Source organism: Colwellia psychrerythraea (assembly GCF_000764185.1).
In the GTDB taxonomy this organism is placed as follows: domain Bacteria; phylum Pseudomonadota; class Gammaproteobacteria; order Enterobacterales; family Alteromonadaceae; genus Colwellia; species Colwellia psychrerythraea_B.
In genome coordinates, this window is sequence record NZ_JQEC01000054.1 from 48,686 (window position 1) to 72,816 (window position 24,131).

Annotated in this window: 21 protein-coding genes; 4 read left to right on the plus strand and 17 right to left on the minus strand. The window is 38.5% G+C overall.

All coding sequences use genetic code 11. The annotated features are described in order from the left end of the window. Nucleotides 1–2 precede the first annotated feature (2 nt). Together GAB14E_RS04605 and GAB14E_RS0123350 are read left to right on the plus strand one after the other, a co-directional pair. Nucleotides 3–308: a hypothetical protein gene (locus GAB14E_RS04605; RefSeq protein ID WP_033083774.1), complete on the plus strand. Its 306-nt coding sequence runs from the start codon at nucleotides 3–5 to the stop codon at nucleotides 306–308. Next, nucleotides 280–510 (plus strand): DUF2970 domain-containing protein, encoded by a 231-nt coding sequence (locus GAB14E_RS0123350; protein ID WP_231562090.1) that lies wholly within the window; start codon nucleotides 280–282, stop codon nucleotides 508–510. The genes GAB14E_RS04605 and GAB14E_RS0123350 overlap by 29 nt, the downstream gene beginning before the upstream one ends. A gap of 11 nt (nucleotides 511–521) precedes the next feature. On the opposite strand, the gene GAB14E_RS04600 is transcribed toward GAB14E_RS0123350, so the two are convergent. From GAB14E_RS04600 to GAB14E_RS04560, 9 genes are all read right to left on the minus strand, one after another. Beyond that, a complete protein-coding gene (locus GAB14E_RS04600) occupies nucleotides 522–1,340 on the minus strand; it encodes a Dam family site-specific DNA-(adenine-N6)-methyltransferase (RefSeq protein WP_033083858.1) in 819 nt (272 codons plus the stop codon). A gap of 58 nt (nucleotides 1,341–1,398) precedes the next feature. Then, nucleotides 1,399–2,841, minus strand: a complete 1,443-nt coding sequence (locus GAB14E_RS04595) for an SPOR domain-containing protein (RefSeq protein WP_033083775.1) — start codon at nucleotides 2,839–2,841, stop codon at nucleotides 1,399–1,401. A gap of 62 nt (nucleotides 2,842–2,903) precedes the next feature. Continuing rightward, the gene (gene aroB, locus GAB14E_RS04590; RefSeq protein ID WP_033083776.1) at nucleotides 2,904–3,968 is read right to left on the minus strand and encodes a 3-dehydroquinate synthase; all 1,065 of its coding nucleotides are present in this window, start codon (nucleotides 3,966–3,968) and stop codon (nucleotides 2,904–2,906) included. 31 nt (nucleotides 3,969–3,999) lie between these two features. Then, the gene (aroK, locus tag GAB14E_RS04585) at nucleotides 4,000–4,518 is read right to left on the minus strand and encodes a shikimate kinase AroK (protein WP_011041333.1); all 519 of its coding nucleotides are present in this window, start codon (nucleotides 4,516–4,518) and stop codon (nucleotides 4,000–4,002) included. A gap of 240 nt (nucleotides 4,519–4,758) precedes the next feature. After that, the gene (locus GAB14E_RS04580; protein WP_033083777.1) at nucleotides 4,759–6,840 is read right to left on the minus strand and encodes a type IV pilus secretin PilQ; all 2,082 of its coding nucleotides are present in this window, start codon (nucleotides 6,838–6,840) and stop codon (nucleotides 4,759–4,761) included. Between the two features lie 11 nt (nucleotides 6,841–6,851). Then, nucleotides 6,852–7,409 carry a pilus assembly protein PilP gene (locus tag GAB14E_RS04575; RefSeq protein WP_033083778.1) on the minus strand — a complete coding sequence of 186 codons (558 nt, stop codon included), beginning with the start codon at nucleotides 7,407–7,409 and terminating at the stop codon, nucleotides 6,852–6,854. Beyond that, nucleotides 7,406–8,002: a type IV pilus inner membrane component PilO gene (locus GAB14E_RS04570; protein ID WP_033083779.1), complete on the minus strand. Its 597-nt coding sequence runs from the start codon at nucleotides 8,000–8,002 to the stop codon at nucleotides 7,406–7,408. Before GAB14E_RS04570 ends, GAB14E_RS04575 begins: the two co-directional genes overlap by 4 nt. Next, a complete protein-coding gene (locus GAB14E_RS04565) occupies nucleotides 8,002–8,577 on the minus strand; it encodes a PilN domain-containing protein (RefSeq protein ID WP_033083780.1) in 576 nt (191 codons plus the stop codon). Before GAB14E_RS04565 ends, GAB14E_RS04570 begins: the two co-directional genes overlap by 1 nt. Then, on the minus strand, nucleotides 8,565–9,644 hold the full coding sequence (locus GAB14E_RS04560; RefSeq protein WP_033083781.1) for a pilus assembly protein PilM: 1,080 nt from the start codon (nucleotides 9,642–9,644) through the stop codon (nucleotides 8,565–8,567). Before GAB14E_RS04560 ends, GAB14E_RS04565 begins: the two co-directional genes overlap by 13 nt. A 127-nt stretch (nucleotides 9,645–9,771) precedes the next feature. Here GAB14E_RS04560 and GAB14E_RS04555 point away from each other — a divergent pair, with 127 nt between their 5' ends. Next, nucleotides 9,772–12,363 (plus strand): penicillin-binding protein 1A, encoded by a 2,592-nt coding sequence (locus tag GAB14E_RS04555; protein WP_033083782.1) that lies wholly within the window; start codon nucleotides 9,772–9,774, stop codon nucleotides 12,361–12,363. A gap of 109 nt (nucleotides 12,364–12,472) precedes the next feature. Here GAB14E_RS04555 and argA read toward each other — a convergent pair whose 3' ends face one another. The 6 genes from argA to argC all read right to left on the minus strand — a co-directional run bounded on the left by argA (nucleotide 12,473) and on the right by argC (nucleotide 20,058). Next, nucleotides 12,473–13,783, minus strand: a complete 1,311-nt coding sequence (gene argA, locus GAB14E_RS04550; RefSeq protein ID WP_033083783.1) for an amino-acid N-acetyltransferase — start codon at nucleotides 13,781–13,783, stop codon at nucleotides 12,473–12,475. 36 nt (nucleotides 13,784–13,819) lie between these two features. Next, on the minus strand, nucleotides 13,820–15,757 hold the full coding sequence (gene argH, locus GAB14E_RS04545) for an argininosuccinate lyase (protein ID WP_033083784.1): 1,938 nt from the start codon (nucleotides 15,755–15,757) through the stop codon (nucleotides 13,820–13,822). A 2-nt stretch (nucleotides 15,758–15,759) separates the two neighbouring features. Then, the gene (locus tag GAB14E_RS04540; protein ID WP_033083785.1) at nucleotides 15,760–17,022 is read right to left on the minus strand and encodes an argininosuccinate synthase; all 1,263 of its coding nucleotides are present in this window, start codon (nucleotides 17,020–17,022) and stop codon (nucleotides 15,760–15,762) included. A 207-nt stretch (nucleotides 17,023–17,229) separates the two neighbouring features. Further along, on the minus strand, nucleotides 17,230–18,171 hold the full coding sequence (locus tag GAB14E_RS04535) for an ornithine carbamoyltransferase (RefSeq protein WP_033083786.1): 942 nt from the start codon (nucleotides 18,169–18,171) through the stop codon (nucleotides 17,230–17,232). 28 nt (nucleotides 18,172–18,199) lie between these two features. Further along, nucleotides 18,200–18,994, minus strand: a complete 795-nt coding sequence (argB, locus tag GAB14E_RS04530) for an acetylglutamate kinase (protein WP_033083787.1) — start codon at nucleotides 18,992–18,994, stop codon at nucleotides 18,200–18,202. 44 nt (nucleotides 18,995–19,038) lie between these two features. Continuing rightward, nucleotides 19,039–20,058 carry an N-acetyl-gamma-glutamyl-phosphate reductase gene (argC, locus tag GAB14E_RS04525; RefSeq protein ID WP_033083859.1) on the minus strand — a complete coding sequence of 340 codons (1,020 nt, stop codon included), beginning with the start codon at nucleotides 20,056–20,058 and terminating at the stop codon, nucleotides 19,039–19,041. 155 nt (nucleotides 20,059–20,213) lie between these two features. Here argC and argE point away from each other — a divergent pair, with 155 nt between their 5' ends. Further along, complete coding sequence (gene argE, locus GAB14E_RS04520) at nucleotides 20,214–21,362, plus strand: acetylornithine deacetylase (RefSeq protein WP_081967882.1); 1,149 nt, start codon at nucleotides 20,214–20,216, stop codon at nucleotides 21,360–21,362. A gap of 78 nt (nucleotides 21,363–21,440) precedes the next feature. Here the strand turns inward: argE and GAB14E_RS04515 are convergent, their stop codons facing one another. Together GAB14E_RS04515 and GAB14E_RS04510 are read right to left on the minus strand one after the other, a co-directional pair. Further along, nucleotides 21,441–22,568 carry a DUF1624 domain-containing protein gene (locus tag GAB14E_RS04515; protein WP_033083788.1) on the minus strand — a complete coding sequence of 376 codons (1,128 nt, stop codon included), beginning with the start codon at nucleotides 22,566–22,568 and terminating at the stop codon, nucleotides 21,441–21,443. 49 nt (nucleotides 22,569–22,617) lie between these two features. Continuing rightward, nucleotides 22,618–23,997 carry a hypothetical protein gene (locus tag GAB14E_RS04510; RefSeq protein ID WP_033083789.1) on the minus strand — a complete coding sequence of 460 codons (1,380 nt, stop codon included), beginning with the start codon at nucleotides 23,995–23,997 and terminating at the stop codon, nucleotides 22,618–22,620. Nucleotides 23,998–24,131: the final 134 nt, after the last annotated feature.

Sequence of the window (24,131 nt, forward strand, 5' to 3'; positions counted from 1 at the left end):
CCATGTCAAAACGGATTATGACAAACTCTTCATTTTCAAAATTTAAGCAGTTATCTTTTGCTTTTACCTTTACTCTTGTTATTTTATATACACTGAGTAAGCACACAAACAACCAACAGATACAGGCACAATTATTAAGTTCATGTATGGCGGTGCAATCAAACCTACCGATGAGCCATACTAATCATCCCTGCCAGGCTGCTGGCATGTCAAATAAAAGCTGGTTATCCTGGTTATCTGGTGACAGTAAATCGACCCACTTACACTTTTTAGATTTAGTTGAGCTTATCCATTATAGCTTTCATTAAAGGTATTTTTGCCATACAAAGTAGCTTAAAAGATACTTTTAAAAGTGTTGCAGCTGCTTTTTTTGGTGTGCAAAGTGAAAGTAGTCGCAAACGAGATTTCTCACAAGGCAAGTTGAGCCACTTTATTATTGTCGGGGTTATCTCAGTACTGATATTTATCGCTTCATTAATAGCGGTTGTTAGCTTAGTGATGCCAAACTAATTTGACCTTGCCTATTTATATAATGCTAATAACTCTGCCACTTTCTTACGTTTGTTTGCGCTTTGACTGATCGTTCTCGCAACCTTAACTGATTTTATTTTATTAGCATGCTCGTAAATTTTTCGTGTCCAGATAGTATCATGATTAGATATTACCACTGAGACAGTGCCATTCTCGCTTACCTCTTCTGCTGCATTAGCAAGGTCTGCCTGCTCATCTAAGCCAAAACCATTGCCGGCATAACTAGTAAAACTTGCTGTTTTACTCAACGGTACATAAGGTGGATCGCAATAAATCACATCACCCTTTTCTGCTCGTTCAAAAGCTTGACGATAACCCTCACAAACAAAAGTCGCTTTTTGAGATTTTTCAGCAAAATAGTTGAGCTCTAACTCAGGGAAATAGGGGCGTTTATACTTACCAAAAGGGACATTGTAACCACCTTTTTTATTATAACGACATAAACCGTTATAACCATGACGGTTCATATATAAAAACACTAACGAACGAAAGTAGCTATCTTTACTCGCGTTAAAATCACTGCGTAATTGATAGTATGTCTCAGCTTGATTATGCTCTGGATTGAAAAATTTTCGAGCATCTTCAATAAAGCTATCGGGTTGTACTTGGATAATTTTATAAAGGTTAATTAAGTCTTTATTAATGTCATTTAGAATATATTCATCATAATCAGTATTTAGAAAAACGGATCCTGCACCGACAAACGGCTCTATGAGTCGACGCTCATTAGGGAGCATTTTCGATATAACATCACATAGGCTATATTTTCCACCCGCCCACTTCAAAAATGCCCGATGTTTTTTATTCATGCTACCGACTAAACCCGCAACTTCACTATACAAAATTTAAGGCGGATTGTAGCTTGTATTATCCTTTAAAGGTATTTATTTCATTGATTACCGATGAAATATCCTTCAGCCATGGTTTACGTACCCCAAGACTTGCTGGCAACGACTTTATTGCTGCTCTTGCTCGGGTTTTATTGGAGTAAACTTTAGAAGTAACAACAATAAAACCTTTGTCTGCTAATAACTTTTGATAACTATATAGGTTTTCGGGTCCGTGTTGTTTAATAAATCGTTGCCAAAGATTATTGTCAGTAAAACCGGCTATTTGAATAACATAACCTTGTTCGTGCACTACTGCTTGGTTTTGATAATAATTACTATTAATTTCAGCTTTATTGACTAATTCAATATCTCTTTTATTAACGATAACTTTATCGGCATTGCTTTCGTTATCAGCTTGGCTATAACTGTTATCATGTGAACTACTATCTGCTGCTTGAAGTTCATCATAATCATTAACCAATGATAACGCCTTTAATACATCATTCGCTTTGGCAGCTACTTGCTTATATTGATTGGCGATAGGTAGAGCTAAAATAGCTTTATTTATTTCTTCACTGGTTGCATCGGACATTGAGTTAGTATCAATGAAGCTATTAATATCAGTGTTTTTTTCTTTCTTCTTCATCAACCTTACAGTCTGCTCCGGAGAGCTTACTGATTGCAAAACCATATCATTACCGCCAATTGTTACTGGCAGTGAATTAGACTTAGTGCTTTGTTTATTAAACTCCTCAGATAACAATTGGTAGCCCCAGACCAATATCGCTAACAGAACTAATAATACAACACATAAACCACCCTTTTGCCAAAGTGTTAATGCTGGTTGTGATTTTTCTAGTTGGATTTTTTTATCTTCAAAACTAAGTACTTGCCCGGTACTAGCATCAATAATTACCATTTTATTTTTAAACAGGCTTTTATTACTTGTTAATTTTTGAGCCGATTCTATTAAACCAAATAGAACAACATTGATTGTTAGTTTTTGCTTTTTCGCCAAACTTACCAATTGACTTAATTCATAGTTTACCTGTAAAGAAAGTGCCTGCGCATGGTCTACCACTATAGAAATAGCTTCACCATGCTGTTTAGCAAATTTCAATATACTTACAGCTAGTGATTGCTCGGGATCAAACAGGGTATTTACAAATAATTGCTCTATCAATCGGCATCGAATTTGAATATCATTCAATTTTGTTGATGCTGAGACAAAAGCCACATTAATTTGCTTAGTATTTTCTTCGGCTTGACTGTTGGAAAGGCTAACAAGAAATTGGCTAGCTAATTGGGAGTATTGCTCAGCAGCATTTGCTACAACTAAGACTGCTTGCTTAGTAAAACGTAAATTATAATCAATTCGTGTAGTTACACTTATATCTGAAACCATCGCAGACAAGGGTTTGTTACCCGTTAACGTGTGTTTGAATTGATTTGTTGACGAAGTGTTTGCCAATGCAGACATGCTTAATCCTTTCTATGCTGTATACCCTTATTAAAAACATTAAAGTTAATAATAAAAAATAATTATAGAATTTCTTGAAGCGTACCTTGAGTGACATCGTCACGAATTTCAGACTGTCCTATCGCTGTTGGTATAATAAATCTTAACTTACCTGCGATATTCTTCTTATCTCGGCGCATGTGACGGATAAACTCATCGAAGCCCATATTTTTTGGGGCTACAACGGGAAGGTCAAATACTGTGATTAACTTTTCTATTCGTCGTAATTCTGACACTTCAAGCAAATTCATTGCTACTGCTAACTTAGCAGCAAGTATCATGCCAGTAGCAACAGCTTCACCATGCAACCAGTTACCATAACCTTGCTCTGCTTCAATAGCATGGCCGAAGGTATGACCAAGGTTGAGTAGCGCTCGAACTCCAGCTTCCGTCTCATCACTGGCAACAATATCGGCTTTGCATTTGCAGCATTTTTCAATCATTACCGCGAGCAGTTGTTTATCGCTTGATTTTATCCCTTTGACATTTGCTTCAAGCCATTCAAAGAAGTCTTTATCACCTAATATTCCATACTTGATAACCTCAGCCATCCCTGCATTAAACTCACGAACAGGTAAAGTACTAAGACTATCAATATCAATAAAAACAGCTTTGGGTTGATAAAAAGCGCCAACCATATTCTTACCTAAAGGATGGTTTATTGCTGTTTTACCACCAACCGATGAATCTACTTGAGATAATAAAGTTGTAGGTATTTGGATGAAATCAATACCTCGTTGATAGCAAGCAGCTGCAAAGCCAGTTATATCGCCAATAACACCACCGCCTAATGCAATCAGTGTTGTATCCCTACCATGCTCATTATTAAGCAAGTGAGACATAATGACATCGAAGTTAGCAAGGCTTTTTTCGGCCTCACCATCTGGAAGAATAACTTCATCTACGTCGAAGGCGGTTAACTTTGATTTTAAAGATGCTAGGTATAAAGGAGCAACAAGGTCATTTGAAACAATGCAAACCCGTTTAGCGCGTATATGTGATGAAAGCAGATCTGTTTTACTTAACAGACCTGAATCAATATAGATGGGATAACTACGCGTTCCTAAATCAAGGTTAAGTGTTGCCATATAGTACTACTAGTTTCCAACGCAAATTAAATTAAAAATCGAGTCTTTCTATGATTTTGTGCGCGACTACTTTGGCACTTTGATCATCAGTTTGTACAATAATATCTGCGATATCTTCATAAAGTGGATTACGCTCAACAGCAAGGTTCTCTAATACGGTACGAGGCTCTTCTGATGTTTGTAATAAAGGACGACGACGGTCTCTCTGGGTTCGGGCAACTTGTTTATCGATTGTTGTTTCAAGGTAAACTACAATACCTCGAGCAGATAAGTGATTACGCACATTGGTGCTGATGACTGAACCACCACCTGTCGCTAAAACAATACCATGTTTTTCACTTAAATCTTCGATTACTGTTTCTTCTCTTTTACGGAACCCTTCTTCACCCTCAAGATCAAAAACCCAAGCAATATCTGCACCTGTACGACGCTCTATCTCTTGATCAGAGTCAAAAAACTCAAGATGCAATCTGTCGGCTATTTCTCTACCGATAGTGCTTTTACCTGCACCCATAGGGCCTATAAGGAATATGTTACGTTTTTCTGCCATTAGATTTACTTAATACTCGTTGTGTTTACGGAACAGCCAAAACCTATATCTCGTTGAAATATTACTTTTGGCGCAAAAGAGGTCTCCCCCGGAAATTTCAAGGGCGTAATTATCGCAAGTCTTGACCACAAAATGCAAGTACAATGCGACTAAGTTGGTTAAAAACTCTATTTAAAAAATAAAAAATCCATTAACTACCGTAAAAATACGGTATGTAATGGATTTTTTTAATCAACTTAGTTAAAAGTGTTCAGTTACAATTCTTGGTGTAACAAAGATCAGTAGCTCTTTTTTCTCATTCAGCTGACTCGTTGTTCTAAATAACCAACCAAGATATGGAATATCACCTAATACAGGAATTTTTGTTACTGTGCTTATAATCGCTTGCTGATAAATACCACCAAGCACTATAGTTTCACCATTATTGACTAAAACTTGTGTACCAATACGCTGGGTATCAATTGCTGGTGCTAAGCCACTTTTAACTTCAGATACGGTATCTTGTGTAACGATTAAATCTAAAATTATTTTATCGTCCGGAGTAATATGAGGTGTTACGGTTAAACTCAATACAGCCTTTTTAAACTGAGTTGCAGTTGCACCACTTGATGCAGCCTCCTGATAAGGTATTTCAACACCTTGCTCTATATACGCCTCTTTCTGATTTGATGTAGTAATACGTGGACTTGCAATAACTTCACCTTTATTCTCTTTTTCAAGAGCAGAAAGTTCAAGATCTAAGATGGTGCCATTAGCTAATCTAGCCACTTGAAAGGCGATTGTTCCAGCGGGCGTTGCCACTGGTAGGTTGACATTTAATCGATCGGTTAACGAGGGTACCGCGCCACCACGAGCGGTATCAACACCTTCTAAGCTTCCAGATGTAGTACCTTCACCATCGGTATTTGTTGCACCCCAGCGAATGCCGAGCTCCTCGTTCATATTATCTTTTACTGTAACCATCCTAGCTTCAATCACAACTTGGCGAACAGGAACATCAAGAATTGTCACCATGCGTTTAATGTCTTCAATACTCTTTGCTGTATCTCGAATTAATAATGTATTTGTACGTTCATCTACCGAGACACTACCCCGAGCAGATAAAATACTGGTATCTTCATTTTTAATCAACTCGGCAAATTCAGCAGCCTTAGCATAATTAATTTGCACGTACTCTGAGTATAAAGTAGCTAGTTCTTCGACTTGCTGTTTTGCTTGTAAGGTTTGAGCTTCTCGAGCCGCAAGTTCATCACTTGGTGCAACCATCAAGATATTACCCTGCATTCGTTTATCTAAACCTTTAACTTTAAGGATGATACTTAATGCTTGATCCCAAGGAACACCATCAAGACGTAAAGTAATATTACCTGTCACCGTATCACTGATAATTAAATTAAATTCATTATAATCAGCGATAATCTGTAGAACTGTACGTACAGGGATATCCTGAAAGCTTAATGAAATACTTCGACCATTAAAATCATCAGTTTCACCTAAATACGTAGGAACTTTTTCAGGTTTTTCTTTTATCGTCAGAATAAATAAATTTGCTTCTTGCTTTTGAGTGAAAATGAAGCCACTTTCAACGTCAATAACTAAGCGTGCATTACGACCTTCTTTAAAAGTTTCAATACTAGTAACTAGTGTACCAAAATCAGTGACATCTAATTTATATAATAAATCATCGATAATTTCAGTGTTATGAAATTCAACATTTAATTTACCTAACTTATCATTTACATCTGCAGCAAGCATATTATCTTTTAGATAAACTAAGACTTGCCCTTCGTTATCAGCATTTAACCTAAAATCTATTGACTCTATATGGTTGATGAATGTTTCACCTGCTGGACTTAAAGTTTCGACAATTTCAGCAGATTCACCATAGTTAAAAGTAATGGCGAACTCTTTGTCATTATTGAGGGCGACATCAAAAACAGCAAGTTTCTCCAAATTGATTAAAGCTACAACTTTACCTGTAGTCGCGTCTAACTTAATATTTTTAACACCAGCATGGTTAACTAAGGTTTCTTGTAGCTCCTTACCAAACACGTTAGCATCAAATGTAACTTCAACAAAAGCAGGTGTCATTGATGTCTGCACCGCGGGCAAAGTAGTAATGTCTTCAGAGAAGCTAAAAACTAAAACAATCTGGTCACTTTGAATGGTGTTATAGGAGATACCTACTAATTCATTATTACTAGCAGTTGCTGCGTTAGCCGCTAATGACAAGAAGCTTGTTGTTAACAGCATTAGTACAGTAAGCCAGAGCCCTTTGATAGCAGTAAAGCTTTTATAATTTTTCGTTTGATTAAATAGCATTATTAATTCCTTTACTTATTTGACTCTTCAGATTGTACGATATTCAATTTTGCTTCTCGTTCTGCCCAGCATCCGGCACCATCTGGGGCTAATTCAATTATTTTCACAGTTTTTGCACTCACTTGTGTGATACGGCCATTGTATAAGCCAATATAGTTACCAACAGCAACTCTATGTAAACTTAAATCTGATGCTTCTAGTAAAGCCCAGAGCATGCTTGCGTCACCTAAGGTGCCACGCATTATTAAGTCACTTAAAGCATATTTTTCTAACGGTTGCTTACGACGATTAGTATCAGGGCTGAGACATCCGGCCATTTGTTGCATTTTTTGTTGAATAGCCTCAGGTTTTGGTAGTACAAACGGGCTACGTAAATCATCAGCAGAATAAGCTATATGAATAAATGGATTTACCTCAGGCATGGGATCAATGTAGTTAGTTGTTGTTGCTTTAACCTGAGCCATATGTGCTTTTATTTCAGTAGTATCATCGAAACATCCTGATAATAGAGCTAGCGATATCACCCCAAATACTTTAACTGACTTATAAGTAGAATTCTGTATTATCATTGAACACCCCCCTCTTGATAACGGTAGGTCTTAGCTTGCAACTTCAAGTTTAATGTCTCATTGTCACCTTTCTCAATTTTAATTTTAAAATCATGCAATGTTACAATCCTTGGAAGACCAGCAATTTTACTCACAAACTGACCAAATGAATGGTATGGACCTATTACTTCAATATCAATTGGTAATTCAATATAGATCTCTTTACTGATTTCTGGTTGCCATTCTAATTTAACAAAATCAAGACCACTTGTGGTACCAACAAAAGTTATATCATCTAAGAGCCCTGGAATTTCATGACTATTTGGTAAGCTTCGAAGCTGGTTAGCAAAAGTATCTTCTGCTTCTACCATCTGCGCGCGAAATAAATCTAAATTTGCCGCAACATGATATTTGGTACGGTAAGATTGCTTTAAAGTAATTTCTTCAGCGAAAGCGCCTTCAAGCTTTTTTACTTGATCACTAATCAAGCCCATATAACCTAAAAACCCCACAGTTACCGCTAAAAAAATAGCTAACAATAATTTTGCAGCGGCAGGCCACTGACCTATATTATCAAGTTCAAGATTATCAAACTGGGATGCATCGAACTTCATCATTTGCTCCCTCTATTAACTGTAGCGTCATTTACTAAGCCTTTTATTTTAACTTTCATTTTAAAACTGCTCAGTAATTTCGGTGAACCATCATCAGCGGTAATAGACTCAGGTGTAGCACCAACAAATAAATCTGATAATTCCACCGCTCTAATCATGTTCGCTAAGTGATTATTCGATTCACTTTTTCCCGTAACCTGTAGGGTATTACCTTGTTTCTCTAACTCTATTATATAAATACCATTAGGGATTATCTTAGCTATTTCATCAAGTACTTGCGTTCCTACATTACGGCTACGCTGCAATTGCTCAACAACATTAATTCTCTTTTGTAGAGCCGCCTTTTTAGCGTTTAAGTTTTGTATTTCGGTAATTTGAATATCAAGTTGTGATATTTCATTTTTTAAATATTGATTTTTAGTGTTTTGTCCATTAACACGAGTGTCGTAATAAAAATTAGTTGATAAAACCAGAGCTAGAGCGATAGTGCCTACAGCGCCTAATATCGTAAAGTACTCTTTTTGTTGAGCCTTGAGTGCTGCTTCACGCCAAGGTAGAAGGTTTATATATGCCATGGCGAAAAACTCCTTAAAGCCAAACCGGTCGCTACCATTAGCTGAGGGGCTACATTGCCAAGCTCTTCCTGATCAACAGAGTCACTGAATGACATATCATTAAAAGGATTAGCAATAACAGTATGTATACCTAATTCTTCAGTCAGCAAAGTTTCGAGCCCTTCCAATGCGGCTGTGCCACCAGAAATTAACAAATAATCAACTTTTTCTTGGCCGCTAGTGGTTAAAAACATTTGAATAGCACGTCTTATTTGCTGCATCAGCACAGTGTGAAATGGTGCTAATACTTCAAAAGTATAATTTGGTGGCAAATCGTTAGTAGTCTTAGCTTCTTCAGCTTGTTCAAAAGATTTATTATAATATGAAACAATCGAACGAGTATATTGTTCGCCGCCAAACATTTGATCTCGACTATAGATATGTTTACCCGCATCAGTCGCTGAAAAAAGTGTCACAGTTGAACCGATATCCACTATGGCAACGATTTTATCTTTTGCATCATCAGGTAATTGCGATAAACAAAGATCGTAAGATCGCCCAACGGCATATGATTCAACATCAATCACTTTGGCATGAAAATCACCTGCATCTAAAGCGGCTACTCGCGCTTCAATGGACTCTGTACGCGCAGCACTAAGTAAAACATTCACTTTACTCGGATCCGATTCATTTACATCTAAAGTCTCGAAATCTAAACTAACTTCATCTAATGGGAATGGGATGAGGCTATCGGCTTCAATTTCAATTTGACTAGCGAGCTCATCTTCTGTCAATGCGACATCCATATATATTACTTTCGTAATAACGGTCTGGCCTGACACAGCAGCTGCTGCCTCTGTTGCATTAGTTGAAATTTTTTTACGGAGTTTTGCGATAACAATTCCCACCGCTTCAATATCTTGAATCTCGCGGTCCACAACTGAACCACGTGGCATAGGTTCAATTGCAAAGTCTTCTACTACAAGCCTATCATTTCCTTGACTCAACAAAACGGCTTTGGCGGAATGAGAACCGATATCGATCCCAACCATCATTGAGGTTTTCTTTTTCCATAGTTTGTCTAGCATAAACGACCTACAATTTTATTTTTGTAATTATTTTAGACGTAAAATACGCATAAATACATTTATTACATGCTTTTACACGATATACTAGTATTATCTTACAATTTTATCCACTTATTGGTCTTTTGTTGTGCTTTCTATCAAAAAATTATTAAAAGTCAGTCTGATACTGCTAATTTTATCCTCAATCGCTGTTTATAGTTTATACTTATCAATGCGCTCAGAATTGCCAAGTGTAGAGTCACTAAAAAACTTGCATTGGCAAACGCCATTACAAGTTTATAGCCTAGACGGTTTACTTATTTCCCAGTTCGGTGAAAAGAAACGGATACCTTTATCTTTAGAGCAAGTCCCACAACAACTTATCGATGCTTTACTTGCTACCGAAGATGATCGTTTTTATATGCATTTCGGTGTAGACCCTATTGGTATGGGTCGTGCGGTGTTAGGCAAGTTAATGGGGCAAGACAAAGGCGGTGCTAGTACCATAACAATGCAAGTGGCTAGGAACTTTTTTCTAACCCGAGAAGTGACCTACACGCGTAAAATTCGAGAGATATTCTTATCCTTTCATATTGAGAGCTTATTGAGCAAAGATGAGATATTAATGTTATACATTAATAAAATTGAACTTGGTCATAGATCTTTCGGTTTTGGCGCCGCTGCACAAGTTTATTATGGTAAAGATATTTCCGAACTTAGTCTTGCTCAAATAGCTGTTTTAGCTGGCCTGCCTAAAGCACCTTCAACACTCAACCCAATCCGTTCTCCCAAACGAGCTAAAGCTCGTCGAGCTGTTGTCTTACAACGCATGTTTGTCAGTGGCTATATTAGCGAACAACAACATCAAACAGCAAAGAATGCACCTATAACAGCTAAAAAACATGGTGCTGAAATAGAACTAAATGCTCCTTACGTAGCTGAAATGGCTCATAATAAAGTGCTTCAACGTTATGGGAAAGATAAAACCTATACCGAAGGATACAAGGTTTTTACCACAGTAACCGCAAAACTGCAGACTGCTGCAGAACAAGCACTAGTCAATAACCTCTTGAATTATGACCAACGTCACGGTTATCGTGGTCCTATAAGCTCAATAAGAGCCAAGGTAGTAACTAGTCCAAGTCCTGTGTCAGAGCAGCCAACTACACTTAGCCAAGATGAAATCACAAAAGCACTTTCAACAGCTAATTATTATCAAATGCTTGTACCCGCTGTAGTTACAGCTGTTGCAGAAAAGTCTGTCACGATTCAACTACGCAATGCAAAATCAGCTACTATTAAGTGGCAAGGGTTAGCTTGGGCACGCCCTTATATTAACGATCAGAAGCAAGGTATACCACCTAAAACGGCAAGTGATATACTCAGTTATGGTGATATTATTTTAGTCAGTAAAATGCCTGACAATAACTATCGTCTCGGACAACTCCCTACAGCAAGTGCCGCTATAGTGTCGCTTTCTCCCGATGATGGTGCCATTAAAGCAGCAGTTGGCGGTTTTAGTTTCAAACAAAGTCAATTTAACCGTGTTACTCAAGCTAAGCGCCAAGTTGGTTCCAACATTAAACCATTCATCTATTCTGCGGCACTTGAACATGGCTTTACTCTTGCTTCACTAGTAAACGATGCTCCGATTAATCAATGGGATAGAAGTTCAGGTATTGTGTGGCGTCCTAGAAACTCTCCTGAAACGTATGCTGGTCCATTACGTGTCCGTTTAGGTTTAGCGCAATCGAAAAATGTTATTGCGGTACGATTACTTCAAAGTATCGGCGTTGCCAATACAGTAAAGCATTTAACAGCTTTTGGCTTTAACGCTAGTGACCTACCTCGTAATGAAACGCTGGCACTTGGGTCAGCGTCATTAACACCACTAGAGGTTGCTACTGGCTTTGCCACATTTGCAAATGGTGGTTTTTTAGTCAAGCCTTATTTAATTGACCGAATAGAGAACAGTAAAGGAGAGGTTATTTATCAAGCTAATCCTGCATTAGCTTGTGATCCTTGTCTTCAAACTAGTGATTTAGATACCATTGAACAAAAAGCAGACTTATTAGATAGCGGTAATGCACTTGAAGAACTTGTATCAGTAAGTGAGTCTCAAATTAAGTCTAATGATGAGTTGCAATCCTTTAATGTTAAACAGGCAACTCGCGTAATCAGCTCACAAAATGCTTTTTTAATTACACAGGCACTTAATAGTGCTATTTGGGGCGCTGATTGGTCAGCAACCCCAGGTTGGCAGGGTACTGGTTGGCGCGCAAGAACTTTAAAACGTCGTGATATTGCTGGTAAAACAGGCACTACCAACGAAGCGAAAGATGCATGGTTTTCTGGCTTTAGCCGTCATATAATCACCACCTCTTGGATAGGTTTTGATGATCCAAGGCACATGCTTGGCCAAACAGTTTATAACAATAATTTGGGCAAGAATCAAACCACAGGTACAGAGTTTGGCGCTAAATCGGCACAACCAGCCTGGATAGAATTTATGCGCGTTGCCCTAGCGGATGTTGAGGTTATAGCATTTCAGCCACCTGTAGATATAGTTTCTGTACGTATTGATAAAAAAACAGGAAAACTAACCACTAAAACAGATAAAACGAGTCAGTTTGAGTATTTTCGTCTAGGTAATGTACCAACGGAATATGTGACAGAAGATAATAGCAGCGAGATATTATCTGGTGGTCAACAAAAAGAAGCGCAAGAAGAGCTGTTTTAGCTTTATTTATAACAATTTCTCATCGCAAGATTTGCAAGAACTAAAAAAGCAGCTAGTTATGAATGCCAGCTGCTTAAGTTTTTATTTGAACATGTTACTTTAAGTGTGATTAAATATCTTTCATAAAGACTTTTGAATTACGTTGAAAGTTGTACATCTGCTTTTTACCTTCAGGTAGTTTATCTAAGGGCATTTCGATAAAACCCTGCTCCCTAAACCAATGCCCACTCACAGTTGTTAATAAAAACAACGATGTTAAGCCTTTACTTTTAGCATTCAACTCTAAAGCACTTATGATCCTCTCACCTCGGTTACCTTTACGGTAATCCGGGTCAATAACCACACAGGCAACTTCACCCGTTTCTGCTTCTGGGTAAGGATATAAAGCCGCACAAGCAATGATGACATCTTCCTTTTTAAGCACAGTGAAACAGCCTATTTCCATTTCGAGCAACTCTCGAGAGCGCTTAACTAAAACCCCCTCTTCCTCAAGTGGCTGTATTAGTTCTAAAATTCCGGCAACATCATCAATGGTAGCGGTAGCTATCAGCTCCTTATGGTCCTTGGCAATAAGCGTGCCTGCTCCATCGCGCGTAAACAGTTCTTGCAACAAGGCACTATCACTTTGATAGCTCACACAATGACAACGTTCTACACCATTTTCACCACTTTGAATAATAGAGCGCAGCAATAACTGACGAACATGGCAATCATTTTCATCAAGCAAAGTTTTCACGGTACGCACACTACAACTGCGAATTAGTTCACCCGACTTATCAATAAGACCTTCATCTTCAGTAAGCGCGATAAGCTTATCGGCTTTAAGTGCAATAGCGGTTTGAGTAGCTACATCTTCAAGAGCCAAGTTGAACACTTCACCTGTTGGAGAATAACCAATGGGAGATAACAAAACGATTGAGCCATAATCTAGCTGCATATTGATGCCGTCAGAGTCAATTCTTCTGACACTTCCAGTGTACTTATAATCCACGCCATTACGAACACCCATAGGCTTAGCAATAACAAAGTTACCGGTACTCACTCTAATTTGAGATCCGTGCATTGGAGAATTAACTAAACCGGTAGACAGCAATGCCTCAATATGAAGACGTAATGAGCCAGTGGCATCTTTAACGGCAACTAATGTTTGTGCATCAGTTACTCGAATATTATTTACTACGTTATCTTCAAGACCACGCTGCTGCATACGGTCTTCAATTTGTGGCCGTGCTCCATGCACCACCACCAATTTCACTCCTAAGCTACGTAATAACGAAATATCATGAATAATATTGGCAAAATTAGGGTGAGTCACCGCTTCACCACCGAACATAAGCACCACTGTTTTTCCACGATGGGCATTAATATAGGGTGCTGCGTTTCTAAACCATTTTACGTAATTCTGATCACTATTATTCATACTTTTAATTCTTCTATTCAACTTGTTCTATTTTAACTACTTACTTTGACCAACAATGTATTCCATCGCTACTTCATCAGCAGGATCTTTATGTGGACTAGGCTCACTGTCTTCAATAATATTTTCGGCTAGTGAACTTTTATCAATTAAGTTAAAACCAAGTTGCTCAAAATATTTCGGAATATAAGTCAAAACAATAATTTGTTCTAACTCCATTTGATGGGCGAATTCTAACAAATATTGTACCAGCGCTTCACCTTGACCTTGCTGCTGGGCACTTTCCTCAACCACCACCGAGCGAATCTCTGCTAGGCCTGTTTGATAGATATAAAGTGAGGCAATTCCGACAACTTTACCCTCAAGCTCAGCCACAACAAAGTTCTGAATATCATGAATAATATTATCACGTGTACGTAGCAGGATTTCACCTTTGTCAGCCCAAAAATTGGCTAACGTAAAAATGCTATCAACATCCGACATTTTTGCGCGACGTACCGACATAGCTGCAGCACGCTGTGCATTCAAACGTTGTTTAACCTGTTTAAGTGCCACTTGAATTCTTTGCTTTCCGGGCGCACCAACAACTTGTTCGTTTAAAATAGCTTCATTACCAGACTGGGTAGTCGCTAAGGCTTTTTCAACTTGTGACCGTGAAGTGCCACCAAGCGCTTCACGCTTATTAAGCGTCGACTCAATGGAAAGGTGTTGATAAACATCTTGTTCAATTTTATCGCTAAAGTCTTGTAATTGGCTGATGGTTAAATCTTCTAAAGGCACACCTTTATCAATTGCAGCTAAGACTACTTCACCAACGATATGATGGGCTTCACGGAACGGAATATCCTTACCGACTAAGTAATCAGCAAGTTCAGTGGCGTTAGCATACCCTTGCTGTGCTGCGGCTAAGGTACGTGATCTATTTACTTTTAAACCATCGGCGACTAACACCGCCATTTCCATACATTCTTGCCAAGTATCAAGGGCGTCAAACAAACCTTCTTTGTCTTCTTGCATATCTTTGTTATAAGCAAGAGCAAGCGCTTTCATTGTGGTTAACATACCCGTTAAGGCACCAAAAACACGCCCTGACTTTCCACGAATTAATTCACAAGCATCCGGGTTTTTCTTTTGCGGCATTAACGACGATCCAGAGCTAACCAAGTCGCTCATTTCGACAAAACCCGCTTCACCTGAATTGTAGAAGATTAAGTCTTCAGCAAAACGTGATAGGTGCATCATTGAAATACTGGCTGATGCCAATAATTCAATCACATGATCTCTATCAGAAACAGCATCAAGGCTGTTTAGGGTTGCGGTTCTAAAACCTAAACGACTAGCTAAAGCATTTCTGTCAATTGGGTAGGCTGTACCTGCCAAGGCGCCAGAGCCGAGTGGTGAAACATCTAAACGATAAAGCGCATCTTTTAAACGTCCTATATCACGATTAAACATTTCTACATAGGCTAAACACCAATGACCAAAAGTAATGGGCTGGGCACGTTGTAAATGGGTATAACCAGGCAGTACAGTATCTTTTTCACGTTCGGCCAAATTCATCATCGCTTGTTGTAAGTTCACTAGGGCAAATAATAAATCGCCGCCGGTCTCTTTACACCAAAGCTTTAAATCGGTTGCTACCTGATCATTACGACTACGACCAGTATGGAGCTTCTTACCTAAATCACCGGTTTTTTCAATTAACTGAATTTCTACCCAGCTATGAATATCTTCGGCATCAGATAATAAAATCTGTTTAGGATTTTCTTCGACTGAGGCTTTTAATTCTTCAAGTGCTGCGGTTAAACGCACTAACTCATCATCGTTTAATACACCTACTTCATGAATAGCTTGTGCCCAGGCAATCGAACCGACAATATCCTGCACAGCCATACGATAATCTACCGGCAGTGAGTCATTAAATTTCTTAAATTGTAAACTCGCCTTTTCTTTAAACCTTCCACCCCATAAAGCCATGATTACTTCTCCTGATCTTTTAGGCTGCTTTTCTGACTTAACGCGGTAATTCTGCTTGATAAGCTAAATAAACGGATAAAACCTTCGGCATGTTTTTGGTCATAAACATCATCTGCACCAAAAGTAGCAAACTCTTCTGAGTACAAGCTATTTGGTGAGCGACGTTGAATCACTTGTGCCATGCCTTTGTATAACTTGACAACAACGTCGCCCGTTAGTTTTTCTGCAAACGATGCTGCTGAAGCTAATTGTGCTTTAGCCAGTGGTGTGAACCAACGACCATCATAAATAACATGTGAGAACTCAAGACCAACTGATTCACGATATTTAAGTGATTCTTTATCGAGAATAAGTGTTTCTAAACCTTTATATGCAGCCATTAAAATAGTGCCACCTGGTGTTTCATAACAGCCACGTGATTTCATACCCACTAAACGGTTTTCAACGATATCGATTCTACCTACACCGTGTGCTGCACCTTTTGCATTTAAGTACATCAAAGCATCATAAGCGCCGGCGCCATTTTCAGCATCAGAAAAATCGTTACCATCTACAGATACTAGTTCGCCTTCAAGAAAGCTCAGTTGTACTTTTTCTGGCACATCGGGTGCATCCATCGGATCAACCGTCATGGTCCATACTTCTTTTGATGGTTCACACCATGGGTCTTCTAACTCACCACCTTCGTGAGAGATGTGCCAAGCGTTAGCATCACGGCTATAAATTTTAGTTAATGAAGCTGCACAAGGAATATCACGCTCAGCTAAATAATCTAGCAAGTCTTCACGTGAAACCATATCCCACTCACGCCATGGCGCAATAACGGTAAGCTCTGGCGCTAGGGCAGCAAAACAAGACTCAAAACGTACTTGGTCATTACCTTTACCGGTACAACCATGACAAACCGCATCAGCGCCAACTTTAAGAGCAATCTCTACGTGTGCCTTAGCGATAATAGGGCGGGCCATTGAAGTGCCTAATAAATATTGACCTTCGTACACTGAGCCGGTTTTTAAAATTGGGTAAATATATTCTTTTACGTACTCTTCTTTAAGATCAACTACATAACATTCAGATGCGCCTGATGCAAGGGCTTTTTCTTTCACACCTTCCAGCTCTTCATCACCTTGACCAACATCTGCGCAAAATGCGATAACTTCACAGCCATCATAGTTTTCTTTTAACCATGGAATGATAGCCGAGGTATCTAAGCCACCTGAATACGCTAATACTACTTTTTTGATTTGTTTCTTTGCTAAAGCCATGATGTTCTCTCTTAAATTTTTTAAATGTTACTAGCTAGTATCATTACTAACTTAACTCATATTCTTTCATTACTAATTTTTATAAACTGTTAAATTAGCCAATGTTCGTTAAGCTATTTGCTACTAGAGCAAGAAAAAAGCACGGAGCATACTCTTGTATGTGAGTACTTTTGACGTAGCTATTGCAGCAAACAGTTAGAACAATGGTTAATTTGTGAATAGTGCGACCAGTACGGCGTTCTGTGCCCACATTCTGTTTTCTGCCTGTTGGAATACTTTCGATAATTCACTATCAAATAGTTCCGTTGTTATTTCTTCTTCCAAGTGCGCAGGTTGGCAATGCAATACCATGCTCGCCTGTGCTTTTTCCATCAATGCATGATTAACTTGATACGGGGCAAACTTAGCGAGTATTTCCGCTTTTTTACTGACATCTTCATCACCCATAGAAATCCAAGTATCTGTATAAATAACGTCTTGTTTACCAATAGCGTTAATATCATTAGTAAGGTGCAATTTACTGCCTGACTCTTGGGCAAGTTGCTTGGTTTTTTCAATGATTTCTGCTTTCGCTTCATGGCCTTGAGGAGATACTAAGGTAAAATCTACCCCTAGAATTGCCGCCATAATCATTAATGAGTTAGAAACATTGTTGCCATCACCGACATAAGCGAGTCTTACTTGGCTTAAATCAGGGTAGGTTTCTGCTAAAGTGACAAAATCGGCAAGTGCTTGGCACGGGTGATAAACGTCACATAAAGCATTAATAACCGGGATACTGGCATGTTCAGCTAAACCTTGAATAGAATCATGGCTAAAAACACGAGCGACAATAAGATCAGCAAAACAAGATAAGTTTTTTGCGTAATCACTAACTCGCTCACGTTCACCTAATTTGCCATTTTGTTGACCTAAGTAGAGCGAATGACCACCTAATTTATTAATGCCCATGTCAAAACTAACATGTGTTCTTAAAGAAGGTTTTTCAAAAATCATCGCCACTGATTTGCCCGCTAATGCTTGGCTATAATCGCTAGGATGTTGTTTGATATTAATCGCTAATTCGATTAATGCTAATAATTGCGCTTTGTTTAGCTGGTCATCAGCTAAAAAATTGTTTAATGATTGTAATGTGTTATCTGTCGACATAAGGTTTTATCTCAATATTTCGTTTAGGCTAATTTGGCTGTATTTGTGTGCCAATGCCATTTCCATCAAGTAATTGGCTGATTTGCTCAGGCGATTGCCAGCTGGCAACCGCGATACTTCGTCGTAATTGTTGCGCGGCATGCAAGGCAGCATTTACTTTTGCCGTCATACCACCGGCAATAACACCTTGCTTAATAAGCTGTTGAGCTTGCTCTTCATTAAGTGACGATAAATATTTGCCATCGGCTCCTTTAACGCCATTCACATCGGTGAGTAACAATAACTCTGCATTTAACAGCTGACAAATTGCCACTGCTGCATCATCAGCATTAACATTCACTAAGTCACCATTATCTAATGCACCAATTGAAGAAATTACCGGTAGAAATTTAGATGTTAATAAAACATCTAATAACTTACTGCTATTAGTATGTGGCACTCCTACCTGACCTAGGTCTTGCGTCGATAACGTGCAACTGATCATGTCACCATCATTTAGCGATAGACCGACCGCTGCTAAATCTATGCTATTGGCCGTAGCAACAATAGCTTTGTTAACCGTGCCGGCGAGAGCGCCACTGATTAATGCTACTTGCTCTTTTGGGGTAACCCGTAAGCCATGTTTTTTCTCTGTGGTAAAACCCGCTTGTGCCAACATTTCATCAACCACACAGCCACCACCATGTACCAACACCACTTGTTTATTCTCAAGTTTTGCAATGACGCATAACAAAGCACTTAGGGCAGGTTCTTTTTCAAGAATGGCACCGCCAATTTTAATAACTAATGGTTTCACTGATGGCTTTACTGCAGAATGACTCATCTTTATTTCTCTCTATACCTTAATAGGCTCTTATAACTATGTGACTATATATTTAACAATGAATACTCACTGGCCAAACCCAATGAAATATTAAAACATTGCACTGCTTGCGAAGCGGCACCTTTTAATAAGTTATCAATGGCACAACTCACTACAACAACCTGCTTCTCTTCATCAAGTTTCCAGTGCACATCAGCAAAGGGGGTGTGGGCAACATTGCCAATTTCTGGCCAATTAGTAACTAGTCTTACCAAAGGTTTATCAGAATATGCCTTTTCAAAAGCCTGTTGCACTTGCTCATTAGTAACACCACTTTTAACTTGTAAAGTTACAGTAGCTAATAGCCCTCTTTTATAAGGTGCTAAATGCGGGTTAAAAATCACCTCAAGAGCAGCTTCTTGTGAAATTTCTGGCTGATGTCTGTGTTGTAAAATGTTATAAGCTTTTAAACTCACTTCATTAAAATTAGTCGCTAACGAGGCATTTCTGCCTGCACCGCTAACGCCACTGATACCATTCACTACAACCAATGAATTATCTACAACTAAATTGTTGCTCGTTAAAGGCTTTAAGCAAAGTAAACTTGCCGTTGGATAACATCCAGGTACCGCAACTAAGTTAGTATTAGCAATATCATCATGCTGCCATTCAGCTAAACCATATTTGGCCGTGACTAAAGCATCGGTATTAGCATGTTCAAAACCATAATATTTAGGGTAGTCATTAGCATTTTTTAATCTGAAACCACCAGAAAGATCAAAAACCTTAACACCCGCTTCAACAAAAGATTGCGCCCAATCAGCACTAAATTCATGTGGTGTGGCAAAAAACACCACATCTAAATAAGCTGCATGTTGATCAAACCAGCTGGCTGAAAACGCTTGCAATGGTAAATCACATATCCCCTGAAAACGGCCATGTAATTCACTAAAACATTTACCTTCTGAGCTACTATTTTCAGAGACTACCAAGTGACAAATTTCTGCTTGGCTATGTTTAGACAACAAACCAACAAGTTCTGCTCCCGCATAACCACTGGCGCCAATAATTGCCACTTTTTGCATACTGTTATTCGAATCTGGTATAGCCTTTGTCATTTTTGAAGTAGCCTTATTAAAGCAGGTTATTTACACTATAGAGCTAAGGTAACATCGCATGGGTAGTTATGCAACTTATCAGCATAACTATTACAATATTATTAAAAAACCATAGGTTCTATATGACAAAACTGCCTAATTTCAGTCAAAGCTTAAGCCAGTTAATTGCTTGCTCCTCCATTAGCTCTACCCAACCTAGTTGGGATCAAGGCAATAAAGACGTTATTCAACTGTTGGCCACTTGGTTTGAGCAACTAGGTTTTACTATTGAAATTCAAGCAGTACCTGATACTGACAACAAGTTTAATTTACTTGCTAAGTTAGGTAGTGGTGAAGGTGGATTGTTGCTGGCAGGCCACAGTGATACTGTGCCCTTTGATGAAAACAGTTGGCAATCAGACCCTCATAAAGTACTAAATCAAGGAGATAAATTTTTTGGTTTAGGTACCTGTGATATGAAAGGTTTTTTTGCTTTCATTTTGCAAGTTTGTAAAAATATAAGCACTGAACAACTTAAAAAACCTTTATACATTCTTGCTACCGCAGATGAAGAAACCACCATGGCGGGTGCACGATTTTTTGCTAAAAGCCAAACGATAAAGCCTGATGTTGCCATTATTGGTGAGCCTACAAATTTGGTCCCTGTGGTTATGCATAAAGGTCATATGTCTCACCGTATTAGTGTTGAAGGTAAATCTGGCCATTCAAGTAAACCAAACCTTGGCATTAATGCCATAGAGATAATGCACAAGGTTATAGGTCAATTAATTGAGCTTAAAGAAAAATTTCAGCTCAATTACGAAAATAAAGCCTTCGATGTAACTGCACCAACCTTAAATCTAGGTGCAATTTCTGGCGGTGATAACGCCAATAGAATTTGTGGTCACTGTAACCTAGATATTGATTTACGCTCTTTACCTGGCATGAGTGATGACGAATTGATTAATTGGTTGAGCGAAGCTTTAAAACCTTTAGCAGAACTTTACCCTGGCCGAATTACCTTTGCAGAAATGCATCCAAGCTCACCCAGCTTTGAGCAAAAGAAACCCAGTACATTGATTGATATTGCAGAAGAGATTAGTGGCCATAAGTGCTGTGCTGTTAACTACGCAACCGAAGCGCCTTATATTCAACAACTAGGCTGCCAAACTATAGTGTTAGGCCCTGGTTCTATTGATCAGGCTCACCAACCCAATGAGTTTTTAGCCCATAGCGAAATTGATAAAACAGAGCTGTTATTAACAAAAATGATCCAGCATTACTGCTTGTAACCTATGACTATATTTATAAACAGAAACCAAAAGTCAGCCATAGTTTTGCTATGACTGACTTTTTACCACTTGTATGTTCTAAAGATATTTCAGCCAAATGGAGTCAGGGTGTTTAGTTTTAAAACCTCGATACCACAAACAAAATGGGTATAACACCAATAATATAGCGCCACTAATAATATAAGCGCCTGAAAGATCAGTTATATCCCTCATGCCGCCAAATGTACCGGTTCCTGTTAAGAATATTCTATGCACTAAATAAAACATCATAGAAGTTTGGCCAAAAACCAGTAATACACCATTAGAGCGCACACCTATGCGCTGCTCAACTTTAATCATTAACGCCAATATCACAGCCATTAGTCCTAATTCCAGCATTATAAAACTGGCTGATGGGGGATATTTACTAACATGTAACCATTGCTGCCAGCTGTTATCTTCTTTTAATAGAAACATATTACCGTAATCATTAAAATAACGGATGGCGACAAAAGCTGCCAACGCAGAAAAGCCTAAACCAAATAGTAATTTAGCGGGACTAACAGACACCTTGCCATCACCGTAATCAAGAATATAACGGCCAAAAACCCAGCCTAATATCATCACTGATAACCAAGGTACTAATGCATAAGAAATACTTAAGTTTGCCGATGAATATTTACCAATTAACAAGCCAACAATAATTGATTGTTCTTGACCGCCATCGAACCAGAACTGTGCGGTAACTAATTCACCACCTAATATCCAGGCTATGGCAATAACAAGCAATTGCGTACTTGATAGACGTCTAAAGAAGGCCATAAACATCATAGCAACGCCAATGGCATAGAGAACTTGAAAAGTAAGTTTGCCACCGAAAAAGGAGGTAATGGTTGGATCTAACAAGGCAATAAAAGCGCCTCGAATCAAGATGTCTTTATCAATTCCTTTGCTGTCGAAGCCTTTAGCTAACTTACGCTCGACACTTATAGCTAAGGCAGTGCCAGCTAAAAAGACAAAGACGGGTGCACAAATATGGCTAATCCAGCGGCTAAAAAACTCAAAGGCTGGTAGTGTTGTGCCTAAAATGTAATTAGCCGCAGAGTCATTCGCCAAATGATCTCTGTTATATACCATTGAAACGTGATCAAGCACCATAATGATCATCACAAAACCACGCATCCAATCTATAGCAGCAATACGTTTGCTTTTTACTTGAGTTGCCATATATTCACTTCCTTTTGAGAAATCTAATAATCACCTAATGTTGCGAAATTTATGATTCGGCTTTGTTCCACAAATTTTGATTTGCTTTTATCGAGAAAAATTCATTGGCATGCCAGCAACGAGGTAATAAATCTAATTCCTGACGTTCTTGCGAGTTAGAGCTTAATAGCTCCAATATTTCGTTTAATCTGTCTTTACTCAAGGTAGCTAATTTCTTTGCCGTTTGAGGGAAATAAAGGTTACTGTTATTTTTTATAATACTATTTTGACCATAACCTATAAAAGTGAGTTTACGTGTGGTCATACGACAAATAGGTTGCTCAGGTTTTTCTGGGTATAGGTTATTTACAATAGCATATTCATAACAATCACCTTGTTCACCAAAATCTCCTAACGGCATATACACAATACCAAAACCTTGCGGGAACATGCCGGTAATTTTATAAAAAGCATCAACTACACTCTGTGCACAAGCGCCCAGCTCTGCATTTTTATTTAACACCTGAAACACTTTCGGTAGTAATTTGTAATTATAACTAGCTTTAGTTGACAAAATAATTGAAGTATAAATTTGCGGTACTTTTAAAATATTACCAATGCTATTCTTTGGATTAACGCTACTTTTTAATAGCTGTTTGATAAAGGAAAGTTTGCCTTGCTCGTCGACGAGAAACTGATCCCGTTCGGCCTTAGTATTGCCAACAAAAGTCGGTAACCCAACCCCTTCACTAAGGTATTTAAGTGTTTCACGATAATTAATTTGTAGCAGTTCTTTTCGCTCTTTCATCTCTAATGTACGAAAAGGGTCTAATTTACCATCCCCTCCTAAAAGTATTGTTTGAGCTTTAGGGTGGTAATTGCCAACATCTTGTAAAAGCGCTGCCATAATCAGTGGGATTTTTACCTGTGCGCAAAATCGCTGGTGGGCTTGGCTATCGTGGCTGGAAAAATCAATATATTGCTCAGGAGAAACATCAGTTAAAAATTTATTTATGTAGGGCTCTACCATTTGACCATCAATAATTAAACGGTCAAGCAAACGCAGGCATAATACTGCTTTATATATCGACTTACTTTTCTCATTAGTGATAGCAACACGCTTGCCTTCGCTAGGACTAATCAGCTGTATAGTGCCAAGGAATTGTGCGGATTTCCGGTTGTTTTCAGCGTAACTATCCCCTTCTGCCAGTTCGATAATTAAGAGTGCTATAGACAATAAGCTCGAATGGCGTTCTGTACGTTGCATTTGTTCAAGCGCAGAACCTTCTGTAGTTTTCTTCTCATCTGACTTTCGAAATTCTTCTTGCTCAAAGTAGTCGATAGCGCGATCTAACATAGAGTCTTTAACAGCACTTCGCCCGTAAACTTTTGCTAACAAATGGTTAATTTGTCGAGTGTAATGTGTTTGGTTTGGTGAGTCTTTAGCCATTGCATCGCTGAAGGGAATAAATAAGAACTATCATGCTAGTAAAAATAGTTAAAAGCAATAGTTAGAGAGAGGGCTGTTACCATGATGAACAAATTAATTGATTTCATTAACTTATTCATCATAGTTATTACACT